The organism is Burkholderia alba (assembly GCF_034721475.1).
GTDB lineage: Bacteria > Pseudomonadota > Gammaproteobacteria > Burkholderiales > Burkholderiaceae > Burkholderia > Burkholderia alba.
In genome coordinates this window covers 171,354-196,198 of sequence record NZ_JAWJWL010000003.1, presented here as the reverse complement: position 1 = coordinate 196,198, position 24,845 = coordinate 171,354, and the positions used below count along the sequence as shown (strand labels likewise).

The window sequence follows — 24,845 nt, the reverse complement described above, 5'->3', positions numbered from 1 at the left end:
CCTCGGCGACACGCAACGTGCCCAGTCTACGCCGCCGCCCCGGCGTCATCCAGAGGCCGGCGGCCGGAATCGGCGGCGCCCCGCCCGGCTGTGGGAAAATGCTCGGTTTCTGGCTTCGTCAGCGTCATGGAATCCGTTTTCGACCGCGCATTCGCGGCACACCGCGCGGGCCGGCTGGCCGATGCCGAGCAAGGTTATCGCGCGGCGCTCGCCGCCAACCCCGCCGATGCCGACGCGCTGCACCTGTTCGGCGTGCTGCGCCATCAGCAGGGACATCATGCGGAAGCTGCCGAGCTGGTCGGCCGCGCGGTCGAGTTGCGCCCGAACGATGCCGCGCTGCAGTTGAACCTCGGCAATGCGCTGAAAGCGCTCGGCCGGCTCGACGACGCGATCGACCGGTTCCGCAACGCCTTGACGCTCGCGCCCGAATTCCCGCTCGCGCACTACAACCTCGGCAACGCCTATGCGGCGCAGGAGCGCCACGCGGACGCGGTCGACGCGTTCGAGCGCGCGCTGCGGCTCACGCCGGGCGACGCGTCGATCCATAACAACCTCGGCAACGCACTCAATGCACTCGGGCGGCACGACGAAGCGCTCGCGTCGTTTCACCGCGCGCTCGCGCTGCGCCCCGGACACGCGGGCGCGCACAACAATCTCGGCATGGCGCTCGGCGCGATCGGCCGCTCGGATGAAGCGGTCACGCATTTTCACGCGGCGATCGCCGCCGAGCCGCGCTTCGTCGCCGCGCACTTCAATCTCGGCAACACGCTCGACGCGATCGGCCGGCATGCCGACGCGATCCCCGCGTTCGAGGCGGCCCTCGCGCTGGTCCCGCAGTTTCCGCTCGCGCTGTACGGGCTCGGCAACGCGCTCGCGGCGCTCGGCCGGCACCGCGAAGCGCGGCCTCACTATGAGCGCGCGGTCGGACTCGATCCGTCGTTCCAGCTCGCCTGGCTCAATCTCGGCACCGCGCACCATGCGCTCGGCGCGCACGAGATGGCGTTGCGCGCGTTCGACCAGGCGTTGCGTCTCGCGCCCGATCACCCCCTCACGCAAATGCATCGCGCGGTCACGCTGCTCACGCTGCGCGACTTCGCGCGCGGCCTGCCCGCGTACGAGGCGCGCCATCGGTTGCCGGGCGCCCGGCCGGCGCCGCTGCCGCGCTGGCAGGGCGAGCCGATCGCCGGACGCACGCTGCTGGTCTGCGCCGAGCAGGGTTTCGGCGACACGCTGCAGTTCGTGCGGCTCGTGCCGCTCGCCCGCGCTCGCTGCGCGCATCTGATCCTGCAGGTCCAGCCCGCCCTGCTGCCGCTCATCGAGCCGATGGCCGCCGCATGGCGAATCAAGGTCGTCGCGCTCGACGCGGCCAGGCTGCCCGCCGCCGACCTGATGTGCTCGCTGTTGAGCCTGCCGTTCGCGCTTGGGCTCGAAGCCGGCGACCTGCCGTCGCGCACGCCGTATCTCGCCGTCCCGGATGCGGCCCGCCGCCGCTTTCGCGGCTCGCTCGGCGGACAGTCGAAGCGCAAGTACGGGATTGCGTGGTCCGGGCGCCAGCAAGCGCAGGAAAACCGCTCGCTGCCGCTCGCGATGCTCGATCCGCTGTTCGCGTTGCCCGGCGTCGACTGGGTCGTGCTGCACCCCGGGGTCCCCGGCGACGAGCGTGCCGCGCTCGATGCGCACCCGCACGCGGCACGCATTCATCATGTCGACGGCCTGACCGACTTCGCCGCGACCGCCGCGCTGATCGACCGGCTCGACGGCGTCGTGTCGATCGACACCGCGGTGGCTCATCTCGCGGGCGCGCTCGGCAAACCGCTCTGGCTGATGCTGCCGTTCGCGGCCGACTGGCGCTGGTTCGCCGACGGCGACAGCCCCTGGTACCCGCGCGCGCATCTGCACCGGCAGCCCGCGCCGGGCGACTGGCCGTCCGTCGTCGAAGCGGTCGCCGACGCGGTGCGGCGCGCGTAGCGGCCGCCATAAAAAAACGGAGCGCCCGGCGCTCCGTTTTCTGGTCGCCGAACTACGCCGGCGGACGTTCCCGCTTACGCGGTCTTGTACTGATTGCGTGCTTCCGGCGTGCGATACAACACCAGCGTCGCGATCAGCCCGCAGATCGCCGCCACGCCCAGCCACAGGCCGGGGGCCGCCTTGTTGCCGGTTTCGTGGATCAGCAGCGTCGAGATCGCCGGCGTGAAGCCGCCGATCGTCGTCGCGAGGCTGTAGGCTAGCGAGAAACCCGCGGTGCGCACATCGGGCGGCATCACCTCGGTCAGCGCTACCACCATTCCGCCGTTGTACGACGCGTAGAGGAACGACAGCCACAGCTCGACGGACAGCAGGCGGATGAACGACGGCTCGGCGACCAGCCACTGCACGGCCGGGTAGGCGGTGAGCAGCGTCAGCACCGTGAAGGTGATCAGCACCGGCCGGCGGCCGATGCGGTCCGACACGGCACCGGACAGCGGCAGCCAGATCAGGTTCGAGATCCCGACGCAGACGGTCACGACCAGCGCGTCGATCGACGACAGGTGCAGCACTTCCTTGCCGAAGGTCGGCGTGTACGCGGTAATCATGTAGAACGACACCGTGGTCATGATCACCATGCCCATGCCCGCGACCACGATGCCCCAGTTGTCGACCATCGATTTCATGATCTCGCCCATGCTCGGACGATGCTTCCTCGCGAGGAACTCGTCGGTTTCCTTGAGCGAGCGGCGGATCAGGAACAGGAACGGCACGATCAGGCAGCCGATCAGGAACGGGATGCGCCAGCCCCACGACGTCATCTGTTCGACGGGCAGCGCCTTGTTCAGCAGCACGCCCACCAGCGCGGCGAACACGACGGCCACCTGCTGGCTGCCGGACTGCCACGACGTGTAGAAGCCCTTGTTGCCCTTGGTCGCGATTTCGGACAGGTACACCGATACGCCGCCCAGCTCGACCCCGGCCGAGAAACCCTGCAGCAGACGCCCCAGCAGCACGAGGATCGGCGCGAGGACGCCGATCGTCGCATAGCCCGGTATCGTCGCGACAGTGAGCGTGCCGAGCGCCATCAGCCCGAGCGTCAGAATCAGGCCCTTGCGACGGCCGTGGTGGTCGATGTAAGCGCCGAGCACGATCGCGCCGACCGGGCGCATCAGGAAGCCCGCGCCGAATACGGATAGCGACAGCATCAGCGACGCGAACGAGTCGCCGGTCGGGAAATAGGTTTTGGCGATCGCGGAAGCGTAGTAGCCATAAACCATGAAGTCGTACATTTCCAGGAAGTTGCCGCTGACGACGCGGAACACGGTCCTGGCTTTCGATTCATCCTGCTGGGGGGCGTGGGACGCTGTTGACATGTCTCTCTCGATAAGGCGCCTCTGCGGCTCCAAAGCCGACCGCAGGGTTCGTAACATTGTGGTCTAGCCCCGCCGCTTGCGCGGCGAGGGGCGGTGCAGGCCGATGATGCACCGCACAGCGCCCGCCATCTTACTGCGATCGGCGAGCAACTGCGTCAGAGTGTCGCGCGAAAAACGCGCGCGGGGAATCGGGGGAAATGATGACATCCGTCGCGCCCAAGCCGCTTTCACGCCGCCCGGGCGCCGGAGACCCGGGCGGCGTGAACCGCACGGTTACCCCGCCGGCGGCGGAAAATGCGCAATAAACAGCGGCATAAAGACGCGATCCGGCACAACTTCGCTGCAATGCACGATCGCGCCGGCCGGCCGGCAAGCATCCGACTGGTCTGATCGACGCTCCGCCCGAAAACAAAAACGGCCCGGCGCGGAATGCGCGGAGCCGTTTCTCTCGAGAAAATCGCCGGGCCTACCTGACAGGCACCGCCCCCCCCGATTCCGTCTGCTGCTGCAACTGCTGGACCTGGCGCTGCAGATCGCGCAACTGCGCCTGCGCCGCCCGCTGTTGCACATCCAGCGCGCGCGCCTCGCTCTGCGCGGACTGCTGATGCTCGGCGACTTGCGCCTGCTGCGCGCGCGCCACGCTCAGATCCGCCTGCAGGCGCCTCGCGTGCTCCTCGGACAGCGCGATCACCCGCTCGAGGAACGCCTTTTGCGCCACCAGCTCGGTGCGGCGAATCTCGACGTCGGCCAGCTGCGCCGTCTGTTCGGAAAAATTCGCGTAGATCATCTCGGCGCGCGGCTTTTCCTGCGACTTGATCACCCGCCAGAAATGCTTGTCCTGGAACAGCGCGACGTAATAAGTCATCTCGGCGGGATAGAACATCAGGCTCGCCCCGTAGCTGCCGTTATAGGTCGTCCGCATTTCCACGATCTTGCCGTCGTGCAGCATCTGCATCAGTTCGGCAACGGTGCTCTGGACATCCTCGCCGGCCGCCCCGGACGCGGGTGCGGACGCGGCGGCGTCGGGCGTGAGCGCGGTGACGGCGGGCCGGGTGCCCGCGACCGGCGCCGCCGGCTCGTCGGCCCACGCCGCGCTCGCTTGCGCCCACGCGCACGCCGCAACGAACAGCACCGGCCAGCGGATTCTGAACAGGCTTGACGACATCGGGCAAAGACTCCGCACGGAAATTGAGCAAGTGCGGATTATCGCCGGATTCGCCCACCGCCGATTGTCCGAACGCTCGAATCGCCGAACTTTCGGGTGGTTCCGATTCCGGCCGCGCGGCCGGTCTGCTTACAGCCGCGTTTCGCGCGCCGCACGCAGGAACGTATCCAGCAGCGGCGTGCAGTCGAGCAGTTCCGCCCCGCCCGCGCGATGAAACTCCGGATGCCATTGCACGCCGACGACGAACGGCGCGCGACGATAACGGATCCCCTCGATGATGCCGTCTTCCGCCGACACCGCCTCGATGTTCAGATCGCGGCCGAGATCGCGGATCGCCTGGTGATGGATCGAGTTGACGATCGCGTCGTGGCGACCCGGGAACATGTTCGAGAAGGTCGAACCGTCGGGGAAGCGGATCGAGTGGCGGTGCTGGTCGTAGTGCTCGCTCACATGCGCGCCGGCGGTCGGCACGTCGGTGGCGATGTCCTGGTACAGCGAGCCGCCGAACGCGACGTTGATCAGCTGGCAGCCCCGGCACACGCCGAGCACCGGCTTGCCCGACTCGACGAACTCATGCAGCAGCTCCAGCTCGTACATGTCGCGCACCCGGTCGCCGGGCCATTCGGGATGCGCATCGGACGCCGCGTAGGTTTGCGGCGACACGTCCGCGCCGCCCTGCAGCAGCAGCCCGTCGAGGTGCTTCGCATAATCGCGCAGCCGGATGTTGCTCGGGTGCAGCATCCCCTGATGGCCGACGGTGGGAATCATGAAGACCAGCACGTCGCGCGACATCACCCAGTGCGCGATCGACTCTTCCAGATACTGCAGCGTCTTGCCGCGCAGCCCGGGGGCGCCCACTTCCGGATGGAAGATCCGCGCCGACACGCCGATCCGCAGCGTGCGCTGCGTGATCCGCTGCCCGGCCCGGTCGAACAACCGCCGCGCGCGCGCCGCGATGATCCTGCCGAACACCGACCACGGCGTATCGCTCTGCTTCAGGTAGGCGGGCGGCCCGGGCGGCTGCGCGCTCGGCGGCGGCGGACGCGCCGTCTCGAAGTCGGGCGCCGCGCCGAAGCCGGGCGGCGGCGAGCCGGGCTTCGCGCCGGCCGCCGCTCGCGCCGCCCCCGGCGCGCCGGGCTCGGTTGCCGGGCCCGCGGGCGCGACGCCCGGATCGCCGACATCCTGCGCGGCCGCCACCTGCGCGGCGAACGCGCTGACGTGGACAGCCGGCGGCGGCGAGTCGGACGCGGGTGCGGCTGGTGCGGGTGGGGATGCAACGGGAGCCGAAGGGGCCGGCGGAGGGGACGAATCCGCCGGATCGGCGTGTCCGCCGCCGGACGAGATGGACAACGAAGACGACGAAGAACCGGAGGGGCCGGCGCCCGCGGGCGTTTTTTCACTCATGACGGTGGTCTGGCGCGTCGGTCACGCGAGTAATAAACGAGGATTCATTATCCTTCAGTACAGGATTAGCGGCAAATCGACAGATTTTCGTCAATATTGTTGCAGGGTAACGCCCAATGCACCGCACCGAGCGCTTTGGCAGCCTCGCCCCGGCGCTTTTTTTGACACGCTTTACTCAACTGATATATCACACTAATATTTCTACCCATCCGATCCTCGTCCATCCCAGGAAGCTCATGCCGTCGTTGTCCTTCACCGTCCCCGATCCCGCTCCCCACTCCGTCGGCGTCCAGCTCGACGACCTGACGATCGCCGGCTGGGCCGGCCGCGATGCCGCCGCGATCGAGCATCACATCGCCGAACTGGCGGCGCTGGGCGTGCGCCGCCCGACCTCGACGCCGTGCTTCTACCGGCTGGGCGCGATGCTGCTGACCCAGGCGGAACACATCGACGTGACCGGCGAGACCTCGGGCGGCGAGGCCGAATGCGTGCTGCTGAATACCGCGGCGGGGATGCTCGTGACGGTCGGCTCGGACCACACCGATCGCGCGGTCGAAGCCTATGGCGTGACCGTGTCGAAGCAGGTCTGCCCGAAGCCCGTCGCCCGCGACGCGTGGCACTTCGCCGACGTCGCCGCGCATTGGGACCGGCTCGAATTGCGCGCCCACATCACGCAGAACGGCGTACGGCGGCGCTATCAGTCCGGCAGCGTCGCGTCGCTGCTCGCCCCCGCCGAACTGTTCGCGCGCTCGCCGCGCCAGCCGGCGCTGCCGGAAGGCGCCGCGCTGTATTGCGGCACGCTGGCCGTCGAAGGCCCGCTCGCCGCGATGGCCGACGGCGACGCGTTCGATCTCGAACTGCACGATCCCGTGCTCGGCCGCTCGCTGCGCCACGCGTACCGCGTACGCGTGCTGGCGATCGCCGATTGAGCCCATCCGCTTCCGCCGAGAGTCCGACCATGCCCGTCTCCCCGCCGCCCTCGTCCGCCGCGTCCGTCCACGAAGCGCGCGCGCTCGGGAAGATCACGTGGCGCATCATGCCGTTCCTGTTTCTCGTCTACGTGCTGTCGTACCTCGACCGCGTCAACATCGGCTACGCGAAGCTGCAGTTCACCGCCGATCTCGGCCTGTCCAATGCCGCGTACGGCCTCGGCGCGGGTATTTTCTTCTTCGGCTATTTCATCTTCGAGGTACCGAGCAACCTGCTGCTCAGGCGCTTCGGCGCCCGCGCGACGATCGCGCGCATCACGATGCTGTGGGGCGCGCTGTCGTGCGCGATGATGTTCGTGAAGAGCGAAGGCGCGTTCTACGTGCTGCGCTTCCTGCTGGGCGTCGCCGAAGCGGGGCTGGTGCCGGGCGTCGTGCTGTATCTGACGTTCTGGTTTCCCGCCGACCGCCGCGCGCGGATGGTCGCGGTGTTCATGGCGGCCATTCCGGTCGCGGGCATCATCGGCGCGCCGCTGTCCGGCTATCTGATGTCGGCGCTGCACGACGCCCACGGCCTGCGCGGCTGGCAATGGATGTTCGTGATAGAAGGCATTCCGTCGATCCTGACCGGCTGCTGGGCGCTCGCGGTGCTGCGCAATTCGCCCGCCGACGCCGCTTGGCTGAGCGACGACGAAAAGCACGCGATCCTCGCCCGCCTCGCGCACGACCGCGCGGCAGCCGCCGGCACGGGCGGCGAGCACGATTTGCGCGCCGCATTGCGCTCGGGCCGATTCTGGTTGCTGACGCTGATCTACTTCTGCCTGGTCACGGGCAACGCCGGCTTCTCGTTCTGGCTGCCGCAGATCGTCAAGGATCTCGGCGTCGACGATCTGGTCGCGAACGGCTTCGTCACGGCCATTCCCTATCTGGCGGCCGGAATCGGCATGGTCATCGTCGGCCGCTCGTCGGACCTGACGGGCGAGCGGCGCTGGCACTACGCGCTGTCGTGCTTCACCGGCGCGGCGGGCCTCGTCGCGAGCGCCGCGCTCACCCACTCGATCGCGCTGGCGGTCGCGGGCCTCGCGGTCGCCTACATCGGCATCCTGTCGGGCTTCGGCATCTTCTGGTCGATGGCGACCACCTATCTGCAGGGCACGGCCGCGGTCGCGGGCATCGCGGTGATCAACTCGATCGCGAACCTGGCGGGCTACGTCAGCCCGTACGCGCTCGGCGTGATCAAGGACGCGACGCACAGCGTCACGCCCGGCCTGCTGCTGATCGCGGCGGCACTGGTCGCGGGCGGGCTCGTCACGCTGACGATGCCGCGCGCGGACACACGCCGCGCGCAACCGGCGTCGGCCCGCGCATGAGCCGCGCGTCTCCCGGCCGGCGAGCGGCGCGGGCCTGATCTACAATGCGCAGCAACTCCACCGCCGCGCGCACCATGACGTCCCCAGCCTCGCCGCACAGCCCGTCGCGCCCTCGTGCGCGGCAGACGGAAAGCCTTGCCGACCAGGCTTACGCATTGATCCAGCGCGACATCATCACGATGCGGCTGCGGCCGGGCGAAGCGCTCAACGAAGCCGATCTGATCGCTCGCACCGGCATCGGCCGCACGCCCGTTCACCAGGCGGTGCACCGGCTGGTACTCGAGGGGATGCTGACCGTGATGCCGCGCAAGGGCGTGATGGTGCGGCCGGTATCGCTCGACGACGTGCTCGCGATCATCGACGTGCGCGTGATCAACGAAGGCCGCTGCGTCGAACTGGCCGCGCGCCATGCGCAGGCCGCCGACTACGCGCACATGGCCGCGCTGCTCGACGAAACGCAGACCGCCGTCGCCGCGCACGATATCGAGGCAATGATGGACATCGATCGGGCGTTCCATCTCGCGATCTCCGCCGCCGCGCGCAATCCGGTGCTCGCCGAGATCCTGCGCGGGCTGCACGAGCGCTCGCTGCGCTTCTGGTTCATCACGCTGTCCGAGCCGCACCATCTCGCCGACGTACAGCGCGAACACGCCGAACTCTTCGACCTGCTGCGCGCGCGCGACGAAGCCGGCGCGCGCCGCTCGGTGGAGCGCCATATCGAGGCGTTCCGCTCGACCCTTCTCCAACACATCCGGGCCTGACGCCATCATGACCACCTTCGCTCCGTTTCCGCCGCTCGCCCAGCTTGCCGCCGACCTCGCCGCCGGCCGCGCGACGAGCCGCGCCCTCGTCGAAGCCGCGCTGGAACGGATCGCCGATCCCACCGGCCAGGGCGCGGTCGTCTTCACCGAAGTCGACGCGCCGGGCGCCCGCGCGGCGGCCGACGCCCATGACCGGCTGCGCGCGGCCGGCACCGTGCTGTCGCCGCTCGCGGGCATCCCGGTGTCGGTGAAAGACCTGTTCGACGTCGCGGGCCAGGTGACCCGCGCCGGTTCGCGCGTGCTGGACGGCGCGCCGCCCGCGACCGCCGATGCCGTCGCGGTCGCCCGGCTCAAACGCGCGGGCGCCGTGCTCGTCGGCCGCACCAACATGAGCGAATTCGCGTTCTCGGGGCTCGGACTCAACCCGCACTACGGCACGCCCAGCTCGCCGTACCGGCGCGGCGTCGCGGGCGACGAGCGGATCGCGGGCGGATCGTCCTCGGGGGCGGCGGCGTCCGTCGCCGACGGGATGGCGGCCGTCGCGCTCGGCACCGACACCGGCGGCTCGATCCGGATTCCCGCCGCGCTGTGCGGCCTGACGGGCTTCAAGCCGACCACGAGCCGGATCCCGACCCAGGGCGGCATCCCGCTGTCGACGACGCTCGATTCGTTCGGCCCGATCGGCGTGTCGGTCGCGTGCTGCGCGCTCGTCGACCGGATGCTCGCCGGCCTCGAGCCCCGCGTGCCGGCGCCCCGCCCGCTCGAAGGCGTGCGGCTCGGCGTGCTGACCCACTATGTGACGGACGGCGTCGATGCCGAGGTGGCCGCCGCGCTCGACACCGCGCTCAAGCATCTGGAAGCGGCCGGCGCGATCGTCTCCGACGTGCGCTTCGGCGCACTCGACCGGCTGCCGGACATCAACCGCTTCGGCTTCTCGCCGATCGAGGCCTACGCGTGGCACCGCCCGCTGCTCGCGCAGCACCGCGACGCCTACGATCCGCGCGTGCTCGTACGGATCCTGAAAGGCGAGCCGGCCAGCGCCGCCGACTATCTGGATCTCGTCGCCGCGCGCGCAGCGCTCCTCGACGAAGCCGCGCACACGGTCTGGCAGCGTTTCGACGCGCTCGTCGCGCCGACCGTGCCGATCGTCCCGCCGCGCATCGCCGAGCTGGAGCGGGACGACGAGGCGTTCACCCGCACCAACGCGCTGATCCTGCGCAACCCGAGCGCGTTCAACTTCCTCGACGCGTGCGCGCTGTCGCTGCCCTGTCATGCGCGCGATGCGGCGCCGGTCGGCCTGATGCTCGCGGCCGCGCCGCACCGCGACGACGCGCTGCTGTCGATCGGCCAGGCGGCCGAAGCCGTGCTCAACGCGATTCGCTGATCCGGCGCCGGGGAAATACGCGGGGTTCGCGCTAAAATCCGACGATTCAATTTCTCGACCGACCGAAGGAACTCCGCCCCCGATGAACGACTTCACGCTCTCGCTGCGCCGTGAACGGCGCCTGTTGGTGCTGCTCGGCCTCGTCTGCCTCGCGCTGCTGGCCGGCGCGCTCTACCTGCAGTTCGTCAAGAACGAGGATCCCTGCCCGCTGTGCATCCTTCAACGCTATTTCTTCCTGCTGATCGCGATCTTCGCGTTCCTCGGCGCGGGCATGAAGAGCTGGCGCGGCATCGCGGTGCTGGAGGTGCTCACCGTGCTGGCGGCGGCAGCCGGCGCGGGTACCGCGATCCGCCATCTGTCGGTGCAACTGAGCCCGAGCTTCAACTGCGGGTTCGACACGCTGCAGCCGATCATCGACAGCCTGCCGCTCGCTCACTGGCTGCCCGGCATGTTCAAGGTCGCGGGGCTGTGCGAAACCGTCTATCCGCCGATTCTCGGCATCCTGCTGCCCGGCTGGTCGCTGATCGGCTTCGCGCTGATCTTCGTGCTCGTCGCGGCCAGCCTGTGGCGCAACCGGCGCCGGATCGCCGCGTGACGGCGTAGCGGCGCCATGCGCCGTTGCGCGTAAACACCTAAGCTGTTGTGGCCCGTATTCCGCTGCGGGCCACGCTCTCCGGCCGATCCCGTCTCGTTCGCCGCTCCGCCCCGCGCGGCGCGCCTCGCGCCGATCGCCCCCCGCTTCGCAACTTCCTCGGACGGGGCGAATCCTACGATTGTCATGATGGCGACCGAATAGCCCGCATCATCGCCGGAAAATACCGCCGGGCCTTCGCGGTGCTATCTTGATTTCCGGATGGCGATCTACGTGCGCGAGGCCGGCGGACACTCGACCCTGCGTAACGCGCGCCTGATCCGCAATGTCCCGTGGATTGACCATGACAACGCAACCCATCCGCTTCTATCACCGCGGTGCCGTCCGTGAAGTACGGCATGCGGGCGCCACCCGCACGGTACTCGAGTACCTGCGGGAAGACGCGCGCTGCGCGGGCACCAAGGAAGGGTGCGCCGAGGGCGACTGCGGCGCCTGCACGGTGGGGGTCGGCACGCTCGGCGCGGACGGCGCGCTCGGGCTGCAGGCGGTCAACGCGTGCATCCAGTTCCTGCCCACGCTGGACGGCCGCGCGCTGTTCACGGTCGAGGATCTGCGCGACGCCGACGGCGCGCTGCATCCGGCGCAGCAGGCGATGGTCGACTGCCACGGCTCGCAATGCGGGTTCTGCACGCCCGGCTTCGTGATGTCGATGTGGGTGCTCTACGAGAATCATCCCGCCCACGCGGGACCGCCCGGCCGCGACGAGATCGCGACGGCGCTGTCCGGCAATCTGTGCCGCTGCACCGGCTACCGGCCGATCGTCGACGCGGCCCAGCGGATGTTCGACGAAGGACGCTACCCGCGCCGCCTGCTCGACCGGGCGGCCGTCGCGGCGGTGCTGCGCACGCTGCGGCGCGACACCACCTTCGACTACCAACCGGCCGCCGCGCCGGCCGCGCGTTTTCATGCGCCGCGCTCGCTCGACGCATTCGCCGCGCTGTATGACGCGCATCCGCAAGCCCGTATCGTCGCCGGCGGCACCGACGTCGGACTGTGGGTCACGAAGCAGTTGCGCACGCTCGGCGACCTGCTGTATCTCGGCAACGTCGCCGAACTGCAGGCGCTCGACGTCGATGCCGCCGCGCTCACGATTGGCGCGGCCGTCTCGCTGGAGCGCGCGTATGCCGCGCTCGCCGCCGATTACCCGGAGCTGGCCGAACTATGGACTCGCTTCGCGTCGCTGCCGATCCGCCAGGCGGGCACGCTCGCCGGCAATGTCGCGAACGGCTCGCCGATCGGCGATTCGATGCCGGCGCTGCTCGCGCTCGGCGCGTCGGTCGAACTGCGGCGCGGCGCACGCACGCGCTCGCTGCCGCTCGACCGGTTCTATCTCGGCTATCAGAAGAATGCGCTCGAGCCGGGCGAGTTCGTAACCGCGATTCGCGTGCCGCGGCCGGCCGCGCACCTGCGCTTTCGTACCTACAAGGTGTCGAAGCGCTACGACCAGGACATCTCCGCCGTGTGCGCGGCCTTCGCGCTCGAACTGACGGCCGACGGCACGATCGCCACGGCGCGCATCGCGTTCGGCGGGATGGCCGCGATCCCGCGCCGCGCCGCGCAAGCCGAAGCCGCGCTCGTCGGCGCGCGCTGGGACGACCCGGCCGCGCGCCGCGCGATGGACGCGCTCGAAGCCGACTATCAGCCGCTCACCGATCTGCGGGCAAGCGCCGCCTACCGGACCCGGGTCGCACGCAACCTGCTCTGGCGCTTCCATCTGGAAACGCGCGACGCCGCGCCGCTCGCGCTCGCCGAGCTGAACGTGTTCGCGCATGCAGCCGTCGCCGCGAACGACCGGGAGCCGACATGAACCAGCAGACGGACGCTTTCATGCGCAGCCATCCCGCCGACGCCGCACCCGGCGCGCCGCTGCCGCACGAATCGGCGGCGCTGCACGTCAGCGGCGAAGCGCGCTACACCGACGATCTGCCGGAACTGGCCGGCACGCTGCACGCGGCGCTCGGACTGTCGCCGCACGCGCATGCGCGGCTCGTGTCGATCGACCTGGACGCAGTGCGCCGCGCGCCGGGCGTGGTCGCCGTGCTGACGGCCGCCGACATCCCGGCCGACAACAACTGCGGCCCCGTGCTGCACGACGATCCGATCCTGGCCGACGGAGAAGTGCTATACGCGGGCCAACCGATCTTCGCGGTGATCGCCGATAGCCGCGACGCCGCGCGCCGCGCCGCCGCGCTCGCGCGAAACGGCGACGCGATCCGCTACGCGCCGCTCGACGCGGTGCTGACGGCGGCCGACGCGCATGCCCGGAGCGCCTACGTGCTGCCGCCGCTGCATCTGGTGCGCGGCGCGCCGGCCGCCGCGATCGCCGCCGCGCCGCACCGGATCGCGGGCAGTTTCGAAGTCGGCGGCCAGGAGCAGTTCTATCTCGAAGGACAGATCGCGTACGCGGTGCCGCAGGAAGGCGACGCCCTGCTCGTCTACAGTTCGACGCAGCACCCGAGCGAAATGCAGCAGGTGGTCGCGCACATGCTCGGCTGGCCCGCGCATCGGGTCGTCTGCGAATGCCGGCGGATGGGCGGCGGCTTCGGCGGCAAGGAATCGCAATCGGCGCTGTTCGCGTGCGTGGCCGCGCTCGCCGCGCACACGCTGCGCCGCCCGGTCAAGCTGCGCGCGGATCGCGACGACGATTTCATGATCACCGGCAAGCGACACGACGCCGTGTATCGCTACGAAGCGGGCTACGACGACCGCGGCCGGATCGTCGGCGCGCGTATCGAGATCGCGCTGCGCGCCGGTTTTTCCGCCGACCTGTCGGGCGCGGTGGCGACCCGGGCGGTCTGCCACGTCGACAACGCGTATTACCTGTCGGACGTCGACATCGCCGCCTACTGCTGCAAGACCCACACGCAGTCGAACACCGCGTTTCGGGGCTTCGGAGGCCCGCAGGGCGCGCTCGTGACCGAAGTGCTGATCGACGACATCGCACGCCGGCTGCGATGCGATCCGCTCGACGTGCGCCGCGCGAACTACTACGGCACCGGCGCACGCGACGTCACCCCTTACGGCCAGCGCGTCGAGGACAACATCCTGGCGCCGCTGACCGACGCGCTGCTCGACTCGAGCGACTACCGCGCGCGCCGCGCGGCGCTGGCCGGCTTCAACGCGGCGAGCCCGGTGCTCAAGCGCGGCATCGCGTTCACCCCGGTCAAGTTCGGCATCTCGTTCAACGTGCCCTTCCTGAATCAGGCCGGCGCGCTCGTGCACGTCTATCGGGACGGCTCGGTGCTCGTCAATCACGGCGGCACCGAAATGGGCCAGGGGCTCAACACGAAGGTCGCGCAGATCGTCGCGGGCGTGTTCGGCATCGGGCTCGACCGGGTGCGCGCGACGGCCGCCGATACGTCGAAGGTCGCCAACACCTCCGCGACCGCCGCGTCGACCGGCAGCGATCTGAACGGCAAGGCCGCGCAAGCCGCCGCGCTGACGATCCGCGCCCGGCTCGCCGCGATCGCCGCGCGCGAACTCGGCGGCACGGCCGACGCGATCCGCTTCGAGCGCGGCGCGGCGTGGGGGGCCGGCGAAGCGTCGATGCCGTTCGCCGCGCTCGTCGATGCCGCGTATCTCGCGCGCGCGCAGCTGTGGTCGGACGGTTTCTATGCGACGCCGAAAGTCCACTGGAACGCCGCGACGCTCACCGGCCATCCGTTCTACTACTTCGCGTACGGCGCGGCCGTCGCCGAAGTCGTGATCGATACGCTGACCGGCGAATGGAAGCTGCTGCGCGCGGACCTGCTGCACGATGCCGGCCAGTCGATCAACCCGGCCATCGACATCGGCCAGATCGAGGGCGGCTTCATCCAGGGGATGGGCTGGCTCACGACCGAAGAGCTGGTGTGGAACGCCGACGGCCGGCTGATGACGCACGCGCCGTCGACCTACAAGATTCCCGCCGTCAACGACACCCCCGCCGTCTTCAACGTCGCGCTCTACGACAACCGCAACGCGGAGCCCACCGTGTTCCGCTCGAAAGCGGTCGGCGAACCGCCGCTGCTGCTGGCGTTTTCGGTATTCCTCGCGCTGCGCGATGCGATCGGCGCCGCCGCCCCCGGCGCCGATCGCCCGCCGCCGCTGCGCGCCCCCGCGACCCCGGAAGCGATCCTCGCCGCGCTCGATGCGCTGCGCGAAACCGCGCCGGGCGCGCCCCCTCAATCCTCCGTCACGGCCTGACCCTGGAGACCCGCCGGATGGACACCTGGCTGACCGACCTGCAACACCTGCTGGCCCGCGGCGACGCGGCCGTCCTCGTGACGGTCGCGCGCGTCGAAGGCTCCGCGCCGCGCGAAGCGGGCACCAAGATGCTCGTCACGCGCGACACCGCCCGCTATACGATCGGCGGCGGCCATCTCGAATGGAAAGCGATCGAATTCGCGCGGCAGTTGCTGAAGGAAGGCGCGCATACGCCGCACGCGCGCCGGCTGGAGCGGCTCGCGCTTGGCCCGAGCCTCGGCCAATGCTGCGGCGGCGCGGTCGTGCTCGGCCTGGAGCGGCTCGACATCGGCGATCTCGGCTGGATCACGTCGCTCGCGAAACGCGTCGCGGCGGGCGACGCGACCGTGCGTAGCGTATCATTCGGCCCCTCGCCGGATGCGGTGATGCTGAGCGAACCCGAGCCCAGCGCCGCGTACGCCGATTGCCTGCTGTGGGACAGCGGCGGCGCGCCGCTGCTGACCGAGACCATCGCGCCGCACGAGTTCCAGGTGGTGCTGTTCGGCGCGGGCCACGTCGGCGCGGCGCTCGTGCGCGTGCTGGCCACGCTGCCGTGCCGGGTGCGCTGGATCGACGAGCGCGACGCGCAGTTTCCGCCGCCCGCCGCGCTCGCCGGCATCGACAACCTGACGATCGACGCGAACGACGCGCCCGACGAAGCGGTCGACGATGCCGGCCCGCACACCTACTTCGTCGTGATGACGCACAACCATGCGCGCGACCTCGAGCTGGCCGAGCGCATCCTGCGGCGCGGCGACTATGCATACTTCGGCATGATCGGCTCGAAATCGAAACGCATGCAGTTCGAGCATCGCCTCGCCGCACGCGGCATCGATCCGCTGCAGGTCGCGCGGATGCATTGCCCGATCGGCGTCGACGGCATCGTCGACAAGACGCCCGAAGTCATCGCGATCTCGGCCGCCGCGCAGATCCTGCAGGCTGTCGAAACGCATGCCGCCGCCCACGGCAAACCCGCCGCACCCATTTTCTGAACCGACCAAGAAAAACGCCATGACCCCGACCTTCAAAGAAAAAATCGCCCGCGCGCCCAAGCCCGAGCTGCACATCCACATCGAGGGCTCGCTCGAGCCGGAGCTGATCTTCAAGCTCGCGCAGCGCAACGGCGTGAAGCTCGCCTACGATTCGATCGACGCGCTGCGCGCGGCCTACGCGTTCACCGATCTGCAATCGTTCCTCGACATCTATTACGCGGGCGCGAGCGTGCTGCTCACCGAGCAGGATTTCCACGACATGACGGCGGCCTATGTCGAGCGCGCACTGGCCGACAACGTCACGCATACCGAACTGTTCTTCGATCCGCAGACGCACACCGAGCGCGGCGTGCCGATCGCCACCGTGGTGGCCGGCATCGAGCGCGCGCTCGCCGACGCGCAAACGCGCGGGCTGTCGAGCAAGCTGATCCTGTGTTTCCTGCGCCATCTATCCGAGGAAGACGCGCTCGCCACCCTGGACGAAGCGCTGCCCCTGTTCGAGCAATACCGGCATCGTCTCGTCGGCGTGGGCCTCGACTCGTCGGAGCGCGGCAATCCGCCGTCGAAATTCGAGCGCGTGTTCGCGAAGGCGCGCGCGCTCGGCCTGAAGCGGGTCGCACATGCCGGCGAGGAAGGTCCCCCCGCTTACGTCTACGAGGCACTCGACCTGCTGAAGGTGGATCGGGTCGATCACGGCGTGCGCAGCATCGAGGATGCCGCGCTGGTCGCGCGTCTGGCCGACGCGCGGATCGCGCTGACCGTGTGCCCGCTGTCGAACCTGAAGCTGTGCGTGTTCGACGATATGGCGAAGCACACGCTGAAAGCGCTGCTCGAGCGCGGCGTCGCCGTGACGATCAACTCGGACGATCCCGCCTACTTCGGCGGTTACGTCAATGAAAACTACTTCGCGACGGTCGACGCGCTGCAACTGAACGACGCCGAGGTCTACACCGTCATCCGGAACGGCTTCGACGCGTCGTTCGTGACGCCGGACGAACGGGCGGCGCTGATCGCGAAGCTCGATTCCTACTGGCATGCCGCTTGAATCGCGTGGAGACCCGCAAGCCGCACCCGAGTGCGCATCACCATCCCCACACCAGCACAGATTGAGGAGAGCTTTACCGATGGACATGTCTAACGGCGCCGCCGCGCCAGCCTCCGGCTCCGCGCTCGAGCGCTATTTCGGCGTCCGCGCGGCCGGCTCGCGATTGCGCACCGAGGTCGTCGCCGGCATCACGACGTTCCTCACGGCGATGTACATCATCGTCGTCAATCCGGGCATCCTGTCGCAGGCCGGCGTACCGTTCTCGGCAGCGCTCACCGCCACGGTGATCGTCAGCTTCCTCGGCAGCTGCGCGATGGGCCTGTTCGCGCGCAACCCCGTGCTCGTCGCGCCCGGCATGGGAATGAACGCGCTCTTCGCGTTCGTGATGGTGCACGGCGGCAAGATGCCCTGGCAGACCGCGCTCGGCTGCGTGTTCTGGGCCGGCGTGATTTTCGCGGTGCTGGCCGCGTTCAACGCGCGCAAGCTCGTCGTCGATGCGATCCCGCCCAACCTGCGGCACGCGGTATCGTGCGGCATCGGTCTGTTCATCAGCCTGATCGGGCTCGTCAACGCGAAATTCATCGTCGGCGATCCGGTCACGATCGTCCATTCGACGTCGCTGAACCCGGTGATCGTCACGTTCCTGATCGGCCTCGCGGTGACGACCGTGCTGGTCGTGCGCCGCGTGACGGGCGCGCTGATGATCGGCATCGTCGCGACGACGCTGCTCGCGATTCCGATCGGCCGCCTCTGGGGCGACGGCACCGCCTACTGGCCGGCCGCGATCGCGACCACGACGCTCGTCAACTGGAGCGGCCTGTTCGCCGCGCCCGACTTCTCCGGCATCGGCCAGCTCGACCTGCTCGGCGCGCTAAAAGTGATTTACTGGCCGTTCATCTTCGTGATGCTGTTCACCGCGTTCTTCGATGCGCTGTCGACCTTCATGGCGATTTCCGATGCCGGCAACCTGCTCGACAAGGACGGCAATCCGCGCAACATCCGCCAGTCGATGATGGTCGACGCGTTCTCGGCGCTGGTGTCGGCGCCGCTCGGCACGAGCCCGGCGAACGCCTACATCGAGTCCGCCGCCGGGATCTCGGCGGGGGGCCGCACCGGTCTCGTCGCGGTCGTCGCGGGGCTCTGCTTCCTGCCGTTCCTGTTCCTGTCGCCGCTGCTGTCGCTGGTGCCCGCGATCGCGACGGCGCCCGCGCTGGTCCTGGTCGGCGTGTTCATGATGGATTCGATCACGAAGATCGAGTGGCATCGCTTCGACGAGGCGATTCCCGCGTTCATCGCGATGATCCTGATTCCGCTGACCTATTCGATCACCGACGGCATCGCCTACGGTTTTCTCGCGTTCGTCGTGCTGAAGCTGTTCACCGGCCGCCGGCGCGACATCAAGCCGGCGATGTGGGTGGTCGCCGCGCTGTCCGCGCTGCTGCTCGCCCAGCTCTGATCCCCCGCTCTCACGCTCACCACGCAGGATTTCCATCATGACTCAATCCGCTTTCCGCGCCCGCCTGCTGACCTTCAGCGGCGACCCCGCGCAATCCGCCGACGCGGCCGTGTTCGAGGAGGACGGGCTGCTGATCGTCGAGGACGGCCGGGTCGTCGCGGCGGGCGCGTACGCGGCGCTGGCCGGCCGGCTCGCGCCGGACGCCGCGCTGACCGAGCTGCGCGACAAGCTGATCGTGCCGGGCTTCATCGACACGCACATCCACTATCCGCAGACCGACATGATCGCGTCGCCCGCGCCCGGCCTGCTGCCGTGGCTCGACAAGTACACGTTCCCGACCGAGCGGCAGTTCGACGACCCCGCGCATGCGCACGACGTCGCCGAGTTCTTCGTCGACGAGCTGCTGGCCTGCGGCACGACGACGGCGCTCGTCTACTGCACCGTCCACAAGCCGTCGGCCGACGCGCTCTTCGCCGCGAGCGACGCGCGCAACCTGCGGATGATCGCGGGCAAGGTGCTGATGGACCGCAACTGCCCCGAGTTCCTGCGCGACACCGCGCAATCGGGCTACGACGACAGCGCCGCGCTGATCGACCGCTGGCATGGCCACGGCCGGCAGATGTACGCGCTGACGCCGCGCTTCGCGCCGACCTCGACGGAAGCCCAGCTCGAAGCCTGCGGCGAGCTGGCGCGCAAGCATCCGGATGTCTTCCTGCAGAGCCACGTCGCGGAAAACACCGACGAGGTGAAATGGGCGGCGGCGCTGTTCCCGGGCCATCGCAGCTATCTCGACATCTACGATCACTACGGGATGCTCAGGCGCCGCGCGGTGTACGGCCACTGCATCTATCTCGACGACGAGGATCGGCGCCGGATGGCGCAGACGGGCACGACGGTCGCGCATTGCCCGACGTCGAACTTCTTCCTCGGCAGCGGCCTGTTCGATTTCGACAAGGCGGGCGAATACGGCGTGCCGGTCACGCTCGCGACCGATGTCGGCGGCGGCACGTCGTTCTCGATGCTGCAGACGATGAACGAAGCGCACAAGGTCGCCCGGCTGTCCGGTCATCACCTGACGGCGACCCGGATGTTCTGGCTCGCGACGGCGGGCGCGGCGCAGGCGCTCGACCTCGGCGACCTCGTCGGCACGCTCGCGCCGCGCTCGGAAGCCGACTTCGTCGTGCTCGATCCGGCCGCGACGCCGCTGCTCGCGCGCCGCACCGCGCATGCCGAATCGCTGGAGGCGCTGCTGTTCGCGCTCGCGCTGCTCGGCGACGACCGCGCGGTGTATCGCACCTATGCGGCAGGCCGCTGCGCCCACCAGCGCGATACCGCGCGCGGCGCGCATCGCCAGGCGCAGGCAAGCGCCGTGCCCGCCTGAACGACGGGATCGCTGCGCGGGGGCCGGGGCGGCGCCGCTGCGTTGCCCCCTTCCGTTCCCCCGCGCCCTCGACGGCGCCCCGCTCCGGGGCGCCGTTTCTACATCGACAGTCCCGCTTTCCAGCGCTAAAAATCGCGTGTTAGAATCCGCTCCTCATTGGGGAGTAGCCGCTTCGCTCGATCGGCGCCAGTACGGCGCACCGCATCGATGACGGGGGCGTCCGTCAACAGACTTGGCCATCGCGGCCATGGCGGACGCAGCAAACATAGTTGGCCTGGCGAGACCGATGATTCACTGCGCGCCGCAAATGGGCCCGGCGCGCGGCGGATCGTCGCTCGCATGCAACCAGGCCCGAGGATATTCTCCCCCGTGAATCAAGCCTTCCTGATCTCCACCGGCGCCGTCGCGCTTGCCGAAATCGGCGACAAAACCCAACTGCTTTCCCTGGTGCTCGCGGCCCGCTACCGCAAGCCGATTCCGATCATCCTCGGCGTGCTAGCCGCGACCCTGATCAATCACGCGTGCGCGGGCGCGCTCGGCGAATGGCTCGGCGCGTACGTCACGCCGTCGGTGATGCGCTGGGCGCTCGCCGCGTCGTTCATCGGGATGGGTCTGTGGATTCTCGTGCCGGACAAGCTCGACGCCGACGAAGCCAACGCGAACCGCTCGAAGCTCGGCGTGTTCGGCGCGACCTTCGTCGCGTTCTTCCTCGCGGAAATGGGCGACAAGACGCAGCTCGCCACCGTCGCGCTGGCCGCGCGCTTCCAGGATTACGTCGGAGTGGTCGCGGGCACGACCTTCGGGATGATGCTCGCGAACGTGCCGGCGATCGTGCTGGGCGACCGCTTCGCGCACCGGCTGCCGACGCGCGTCGTGCATGGCATCGCCGCCGTGATGTTCGTCGTGCTGGGCGCGCTCGCGCTGTTCGGGGTAGGGGTCTGATCGTGAACCCGGCCGCGACGCGGCCGGGCAGGCGCCCGCGGCAACGCGGGCGGTAGCCGGGCGGCCGGCGCCCGGCTTACAGCGGCATTACTTCGGCGCGGCGCCGGAAGCCGGCGCGGCCGGCACCGCCCGCTCGTTGGCGCCCGGCGCCGCCTGCACGCCGCCTTTGTCGACCGGCAGCCGCACCGAATGCACGATGCCGTTGCCGAGCGGGAAATCGGCGAGCGCGGCGCGCACGAGATACGGCATTGCCCGCAGCAGCGACGACCCTTCGCCCGAGTTGCGGGCCGACACGTTATAGACCTCCTTGCCCGTCGCGCGATCGGTGATCCGGATGTCGAGCGTGCGGTCGAAGATCTGGTAGGTCTGGTTCACGTAGGCCGGCGGATACGGCCCCCACGGGCCGAACGGTCCCCACGGGCCGCCGCGCCAGTACGGACCCGGCGCGAACCACGGATCGTAATAGACCGGCTGCGGCACCGTCACGCGGTCGCCCTTGATGCCGTAGGTCAGCCCGACCAGGTAGCGGGCTTCCTTGTCCGGCACGCGCCTGAACGCGTACATCGACAGTTCGTTCGCGACGATCTGCTCGTAGGTGGCCTGCTCGAGGCTGTTCTGCTGGTCGGCGGCGCGGGCGAACGCGTAGGTGCGGGTGGCATCGCTGCCGCTCCAGTCGGAAAAGGCGGTGACCTGGGTGTTGACGTAGGTCGTGCAGCCCGCCAGCAGCGCGAGGCAGGCCCCCGCCAGCCACGCCGCGCCGCGGGTGAATCGATTGCGCTTCATGTTCGTCCTCTTGTATCGATGGATGCGGCATCGCGATCATACGACGCCCGGCGCCGACAACTACCACGCCGTTAATACGCAGACCGTCCGGAACGGTAAAAAGTTCGTCCCGCGCAAAGCGCCAAGGCTTTGTACAATGGCCGTTCGCCGCTTCGTGCCACGAGCGCGAAGGGGCCATGCCAACTCTCATCGCCCACGATCAACATGTCCGATACCGCCGCTACCTCCGCCGTGATCCGCCGCGCCGACTACACGCCGCCCGCGTTCCTGATCGATACCGTCGCACTCGAATTCGACCTCGCGCCCGAGCGCACGCTCGTCCGCAATACGATGCGGGTGCGCCGCAACCCGGCCGCCGCCCACGCGCCGCATCTCGAGCTGAGGGGCGAGGCGCTCGAATTCGTCGGCGCGCGGCTGGACGGCGCGCCCTACGCCGCCGTGCGTGCGCACGAGCATGGGTTGACGGTCGAGAACGTGCCCGACGCATTCGAGCTGACGCTCGACAGCGCGTGCGCCCCCGACCGGAACACGACGCTGTCGGGCCTGTACGTATCGAGCGGTAATTTCTTCACGCAGTGCGAGGCGGAGGGCTTTCGCCGCATCACCTACTTCCTCGACCGCCCCGACGTGATGGCCACCTACACGGTCACGCTGCGCGCCGACCGGCAGGCGTACCCGGTGCTGCTGTCGAACGGCAACCTGATCGACCAGGGCGATCTGCCCGACGGCCGCCACTACGCGAAATGGGAAGACCCGTTCCGCAAGCCGAGCTACCTGTTCGCGCTGGTCGCGGGCAAACTCGTCGCGATCGAGGAAACGATCAGGTCCGGCTCCGGCAAGGAGAAGCTGCTGCAGGTGTGGGTCGAGCCGCACGATCTCGACAAGACCCGCCACGCGATGGATTCGCTGATCCACTCGATCCGCTGGGATGAGAAGCGCTTCGGCCTCGAACTCGATCTCGACCGCTTCATGATCGTCGCCGTCGGCGATTTCAACATGGGCGCGATGGAGAACAAGGGTCTCAACATCTTCAACACCAAGTACGTGCTCGCAAATCCGGAAACGGCCACCGACGTCGATTTCGCGAACATCGAGTCGGTCGTCGGCCACGAGTACTTCCACAACTGGACCGGCAACCGCGTCACCTGCCGCGACTGGTTCCAACTGAGCCTGAAGGAAGGCCTGACGGTGTTCCGGGATCAGGAATTCTCCGCCGACATGGCGGCGGGCGACGGCGACGACACCGCCGCGCGCGCGGTCAAGCGGATCGAGGACGTACGCGTGCTGCGCCAGTTGCAGTTCGCCGAGGACGCGGGTCCGATGGCGCACCCGGTGCGGCCCGAGAGCTATGTCGAGATCAATAACTTCTACACGATGACCGTCTACGAGAAAGGCTCGGAAGTCGTGCGGATGTACCAGACGCTGTTCGGCCGCGACGGGTTCCGCCGCGGCATGGATCTCTACTTCCAGCGCCACGACGGCCACGCGGTGACCTGCGACGACTTCCGCCATGCGATGGCCGACGCGAACCAGCGCGATCTCGCGCAGTTCGAGCGCTGGTACAGCCAGGCCGGCACGCCCCGCGTGACGGTCAAGACCGCCTACGACGCCGCCGCGAAACGCTATACGCTCACGCTGAAACAGGGTTACGGCGACGCCGCGCCCGCCGCCCGCGACACCCAGAAGGGGCCGCTGCTGATCCCGTTCGCGGTCGGCCTGATCGGCCGCGACGGCCGCGACCTGCCGCTGCGGCTCGACGGCGAAGCCGCCGCCTCGGGCACCACCCGCGTACTCGAATTCACGCAGACCGAGCGGACCTTCACGTTCGTCGACGTCGCCGAAGCCCCGCTGCCGTCGCTGCTGCGCAATTTCTCCGCGCCGGTGATCGTCGAATACGACTACAGCGCCGACGAACTGGCCTTCCTGCTCGCGCACGACAGCGATCCGTTCAACCGCTGGGAGGCCGGTCAGCGGCTCGCGACGCGGGCGCTGCTGACGCTCGCCGCCCGCGCGGCCGCGAACCAGCCGCTCGCCCTCGATGACACGTTCGTTCCCGCTTTCCGGCGCGTGCTGACCGATGCGTCGCTGTCGCCCGCGTTCCGCGAGCTGGCGCTGACGCTGCCGTCGGAGACCTATCTGGCCGACCAGATGAACGAAGCCGATCCCGCGGCCGTGCACCGCGCACGGCAGTTCGTCCGCCGCGCGCTCGCCGCCGGGCTGCGCGACGAATGGCTCACGATCCACGCCCGCCACCAGACGCCCGGCGCCTACGCGCCGACGCCCGAGGCGGGCGGCCATCGCGGGCTGAAGAACCTGGCCCTCGCCTATCTCGCCGAACTCGACGATCCGGCCGATGCCGTCCGTCTCGCCGGCGCGCAGTACGACACCGCGAACAACATGACGGACCGCGCAGCGGCGCTCGGCACGCTGCTGTCGGCCGCGGCCGGTGGCCCGGCGTCGGCGGGCGAAGCGGAACGCGCGCTGGCCGATTTCTATCGGCGCTTCGAAAAGGAAGCGCTGGTGATCGACAAGTGGTTCGCGATGCAGGCGACGCGACGCGGCACCTCCACGCAGCCCACGCTCGACATCGTGCGCAAGCTGTTCTCGCACCCGGCCTTCAATCTGAAGAATCCGAATCGCGCACGCTCGCTGATCTTCAGCTTCTGCGCGGCGAATCCCGCGCAGTTCCACGCGGCCGACGGTTCGGGTTACGCGTTCTGGGCCGAACAGGTGCTCGCGCTCGACGCGCTCAATCCGCAGGTGGCGGCGCGCCTCGCCCGCTCGCTCGAACTGTGGCGCCGTTTCACGCCGACGCTGCGCGAACAGATGCGCGCCGCGCTCGAACGCGTGGCTGCCGGCGCGAAGTCGCGCGATGTGCGCGAGATCGTCGAGAAAGCGCTCGCGTAAGCGGTCGGGACACCGCGACTGACAAAAAGGCCGGCATCGCGATTGCGATGCCGGCCTTTTCATTGAGTGCCGCGCGAAACAAGACCAGGAGAAATCAGGCCGGCACCTCGGC

General features: G+C 69.2%; 18 protein-coding genes and 1 riboswitch. Of the genes, 14 read left to right on the top strand and 4 right to left on the bottom strand.

The features are described from left to right. The first annotated feature begins 126 nt into the window (after window positions 1–126). Window positions 127–1,968 carry a tetratricopeptide repeat protein gene (locus RZR99_RS04300; protein ID WP_323118496.1) on the top strand — a complete coding sequence of 614 codons (1,842 nt, stop codon included), beginning with the start codon at window positions 127–129 and terminating at the stop codon, window positions 1,966–1,968. A gap of 74 nt (window positions 1,969–2,042) precedes the next feature. Here RZR99_RS04300 and tcuC read toward each other — a convergent pair whose 3' ends face one another. From tcuC to RZR99_RS04285, 3 genes are all read right to left on the bottom strand, one after another. Further along, window positions 2,043–3,341, bottom strand: coding sequence for an MFS transporter (gene tcuC / locus RZR99_RS04295; protein ID WP_323118495.1), 1,299 nt, complete (start codon window positions 3,339–3,341; stop codon window positions 2,043–2,045). 466 nt (window positions 3,342–3,807) lie between these two features. Beyond that, on the bottom strand, window positions 3,808–4,506 hold the full coding sequence (locus RZR99_RS04290) for a DUF2968 domain-containing protein (RefSeq protein ID WP_323118494.1): 699 nt from the start codon (window positions 4,504–4,506) through the stop codon (window positions 3,808–3,810). Window positions 4,507–4,635: 129 nt separating this feature from the next. Beyond that, window positions 4,636–5,910, bottom strand: a complete 1,275-nt coding sequence (locus RZR99_RS04285) for a gamma-glutamyl-gamma-aminobutyrate hydrolase family protein (protein ID WP_323118493.1) — start codon at window positions 5,908–5,910, stop codon at window positions 4,636–4,638. Window positions 5,911–6,146: 236 nt separating this feature from the next. Between RZR99_RS04285 and RZR99_RS04280 the strand changes: the two genes are divergently transcribed. The 12 genes from RZR99_RS04280 to RZR99_RS04225 all read left to right on the top strand — a co-directional run bounded on the left by RZR99_RS04280 (window position 6,147) and on the right by RZR99_RS04225 (window position 21,043). Further along, entirely contained in the window at window positions 6,147–6,839 is a 693-nt protein-coding gene (locus tag RZR99_RS04280; protein ID WP_323118492.1) for a DUF2848 domain-containing protein, read from the top strand. Window positions 6,840–6,868: 29 nt separating this feature from the next. Continuing rightward, complete coding sequence (locus RZR99_RS04275; RefSeq protein ID WP_323118491.1) at window positions 6,869–8,206, top strand: MFS transporter; 1,338 nt, start codon at window positions 6,869–6,871, stop codon at window positions 8,204–8,206. A 74-nt stretch (window positions 8,207–8,280) separates the two neighbouring features. Then, window positions 8,281–8,967 carry a GntR family transcriptional regulator gene (locus RZR99_RS04270; protein WP_323118490.1) on the top strand — a complete coding sequence of 229 codons (687 nt, stop codon included), beginning with the start codon at window positions 8,281–8,283 and terminating at the stop codon, window positions 8,965–8,967. A gap of 7 nt (window positions 8,968–8,974) precedes the next feature. Continuing rightward, on the top strand, window positions 8,975–10,351 hold the full coding sequence (locus RZR99_RS04265) for an amidase (protein WP_323118489.1): 1,377 nt from the start codon (window positions 8,975–8,977) through the stop codon (window positions 10,349–10,351). 82 nt (window positions 10,352–10,433) lie between these two features. Then, the gene (locus RZR99_RS04260; protein ID WP_323118488.1) at window positions 10,434–10,946 is read left to right on the top strand and encodes a disulfide bond formation protein B; all 513 of its coding nucleotides are present in this window, start codon (window positions 10,434–10,436) and stop codon (window positions 10,944–10,946) included. 340 nt (window positions 10,947–11,286) lie between these two features. Beyond that, window positions 11,287–12,810 carry a xanthine dehydrogenase small subunit gene (gene xdhA, locus RZR99_RS04255; RefSeq protein WP_323118487.1) on the top strand — a complete coding sequence of 508 codons (1,524 nt, stop codon included), beginning with the start codon at window positions 11,287–11,289 and terminating at the stop codon, window positions 12,808–12,810. After that, on the top strand, window positions 12,807–15,188 hold the full coding sequence (gene xdhB, locus RZR99_RS04250) for a xanthine dehydrogenase molybdopterin binding subunit (RefSeq protein WP_323118486.1): 2,382 nt from the start codon (window positions 12,807–12,809) through the stop codon (window positions 15,186–15,188). The genes xdhA and xdhB overlap by 4 nt, the downstream gene beginning before the upstream one ends. Window positions 15,189–15,205: 17 nt before the next feature. Then, the gene (xdhC, locus tag RZR99_RS04245) at window positions 15,206–16,219 is read left to right on the top strand and encodes a xanthine dehydrogenase accessory protein XdhC (protein ID WP_323118485.1); all 1,014 of its coding nucleotides are present in this window, start codon (window positions 15,206–15,208) and stop codon (window positions 16,217–16,219) included. Window positions 16,220–16,238: 19 nt separating this feature from the next. Continuing rightward, complete coding sequence (locus RZR99_RS04240; protein ID WP_323118484.1) at window positions 16,239–17,264, top strand: adenosine deaminase; 1,026 nt, start codon at window positions 16,239–16,241, stop codon at window positions 17,262–17,264. Window positions 17,265–17,343: 79 nt separating this feature from the next. Then, window positions 17,344–18,720, top strand: a complete 1,377-nt coding sequence (locus tag RZR99_RS04235) for an NCS2 family permease (protein ID WP_323118483.1) — start codon at window positions 17,344–17,346, stop codon at window positions 18,718–18,720. Between the two features lie 37 nt (window positions 18,721–18,757). Then, window positions 18,758–20,101, top strand: coding sequence for a guanine deaminase (gene guaD / locus RZR99_RS04230; RefSeq protein WP_323118482.1), 1,344 nt, complete (start codon window positions 18,758–18,760; stop codon window positions 20,099–20,101). 146 nt (window positions 20,102–20,247) lie between these two features. Continuing rightward, window positions 20,248–20,377, top strand: a riboswitch (yybP-ykoY riboswitch). Between the two features lie 93 nt (window positions 20,378–20,470). Then, window positions 20,471–21,043, top strand: coding sequence for a TMEM165/GDT1 family protein (locus tag RZR99_RS04225; RefSeq protein WP_323118481.1), 573 nt, complete (start codon window positions 20,471–20,473; stop codon window positions 21,041–21,043). 87 nt (window positions 21,044–21,130) lie between these two features. On the opposite strand, the gene RZR99_RS04220 is transcribed toward RZR99_RS04225, so the two are convergent. Further along, window positions 21,131–21,826 (bottom strand): DUF4136 domain-containing protein, encoded by a 696-nt coding sequence (locus RZR99_RS04220; RefSeq protein ID WP_323118480.1) that lies wholly within the window; start codon window positions 21,824–21,826, stop codon window positions 21,131–21,133. A 204-nt stretch (window positions 21,827–22,030) separates the two neighbouring features. Here RZR99_RS04220 and pepN point away from each other — a divergent pair, with 204 nt between their 5' ends. After that, a complete protein-coding gene (pepN, locus tag RZR99_RS04215) occupies window positions 22,031–24,733 on the top strand; it encodes an aminopeptidase N (protein ID WP_323118479.1) in 2,703 nt (900 codons plus the stop codon). The last annotated feature ends 112 nt before the right edge of the window (window positions 24,734–24,845 follow it).

What these genes read in the sequence shown, in the direction of transcription:
- RZR99_RS04280 (WP_323118492.1), top strand. Translation starts at nt 6,147, where the DNA reads ATGCCGTCGTTGTCCTTCACCGTCCCCGATCCCGCTCCCCACTCCGTC.
- RZR99_RS04235 (WP_323118483.1), top strand. Translation starts at nt 17,344, where the DNA reads ATGGACATGTCTAACGGCGCCGCCGCGCCAGCCTCCGGCTCCGCGCTC.
- RZR99_RS04300 (WP_323118496.1), top strand. Translation starts at nt 127, where the DNA reads ATGGAATCCGTTTTCGACCGCGCATTCGCGGCACACCGCGCGGGCCGG.
- RZR99_RS04270 (WP_323118490.1), top strand. Translation starts at nt 8,281, where the DNA reads ATGACGTCCCCAGCCTCGCCGCACAGCCCGTCGCGCCCTCGTGCGCGG.
- guaD (WP_323118482.1), top strand. Translation starts at nt 18,758, where the DNA reads ATGACTCAATCCGCTTTCCGCGCCCGCCTGCTGACCTTCAGCGGCGAC.
- RZR99_RS04265 (WP_323118489.1), top strand. Translation starts at nt 8,975, where the DNA reads ATGACCACCTTCGCTCCGTTTCCGCCGCTCGCCCAGCTTGCCGCCGAC.
- xdhA (WP_323118487.1), top strand. Translation starts at nt 11,287, where the DNA reads ATGACAACGCAACCCATCCGCTTCTATCACCGCGGTGCCGTCCGTGAA.
- pepN (WP_323118479.1), top strand. Translation starts at nt 22,031, where the DNA reads ATGTCCGATACCGCCGCTACCTCCGCCGTGATCCGCCGCGCCGACTAC.
- RZR99_RS04240 (WP_323118484.1), top strand. Translation starts at nt 16,239, where the DNA reads ATGACCCCGACCTTCAAAGAAAAAATCGCCCGCGCGCCCAAGCCCGAG.
- RZR99_RS04290 (WP_323118494.1), bottom strand. Translation starts at nt 4,506, where the DNA reads ATGTCGTCAAGCCTGTTCAGAATCCGCTGGCCGGTGCTGTTCGTTGCG.
- RZR99_RS04260 (WP_323118488.1), top strand. Translation starts at nt 10,434, where the DNA reads ATGAACGACTTCACGCTCTCGCTGCGCCGTGAACGGCGCCTGTTGGTG.
- xdhC (WP_323118485.1), top strand. Translation starts at nt 15,206, where the DNA reads ATGGACACCTGGCTGACCGACCTGCAACACCTGCTGGCCCGCGGCGAC.
- tcuC (WP_323118495.1), bottom strand. Translation starts at nt 3,341, where the DNA reads ATGTCAACAGCGTCCCACGCCCCCCAGCAGGATGAATCGAAAGCCAGG.
- RZR99_RS04285 (WP_323118493.1), bottom strand. Translation starts at nt 5,910, where the DNA reads ATGAGTGAAAAAACGCCCGCGGGCGCCGGCCCCTCCGGTTCTTCGTCG.
- xdhB (WP_323118486.1), top strand. Translation starts at nt 12,807, where the DNA reads ATGAACCAGCAGACGGACGCTTTCATGCGCAGCCATCCCGCCGACGCC.
- RZR99_RS04220 (WP_323118480.1), bottom strand. Translation starts at nt 21,826, where the DNA reads ATGAAGCGCAATCGATTCACCCGCGGCGCGGCGTGGCTGGCGGGGGCC.
- RZR99_RS04275 (WP_323118491.1), top strand. Translation starts at nt 6,869, where the DNA reads ATGCCCGTCTCCCCGCCGCCCTCGTCCGCCGCGTCCGTCCACGAAGCG.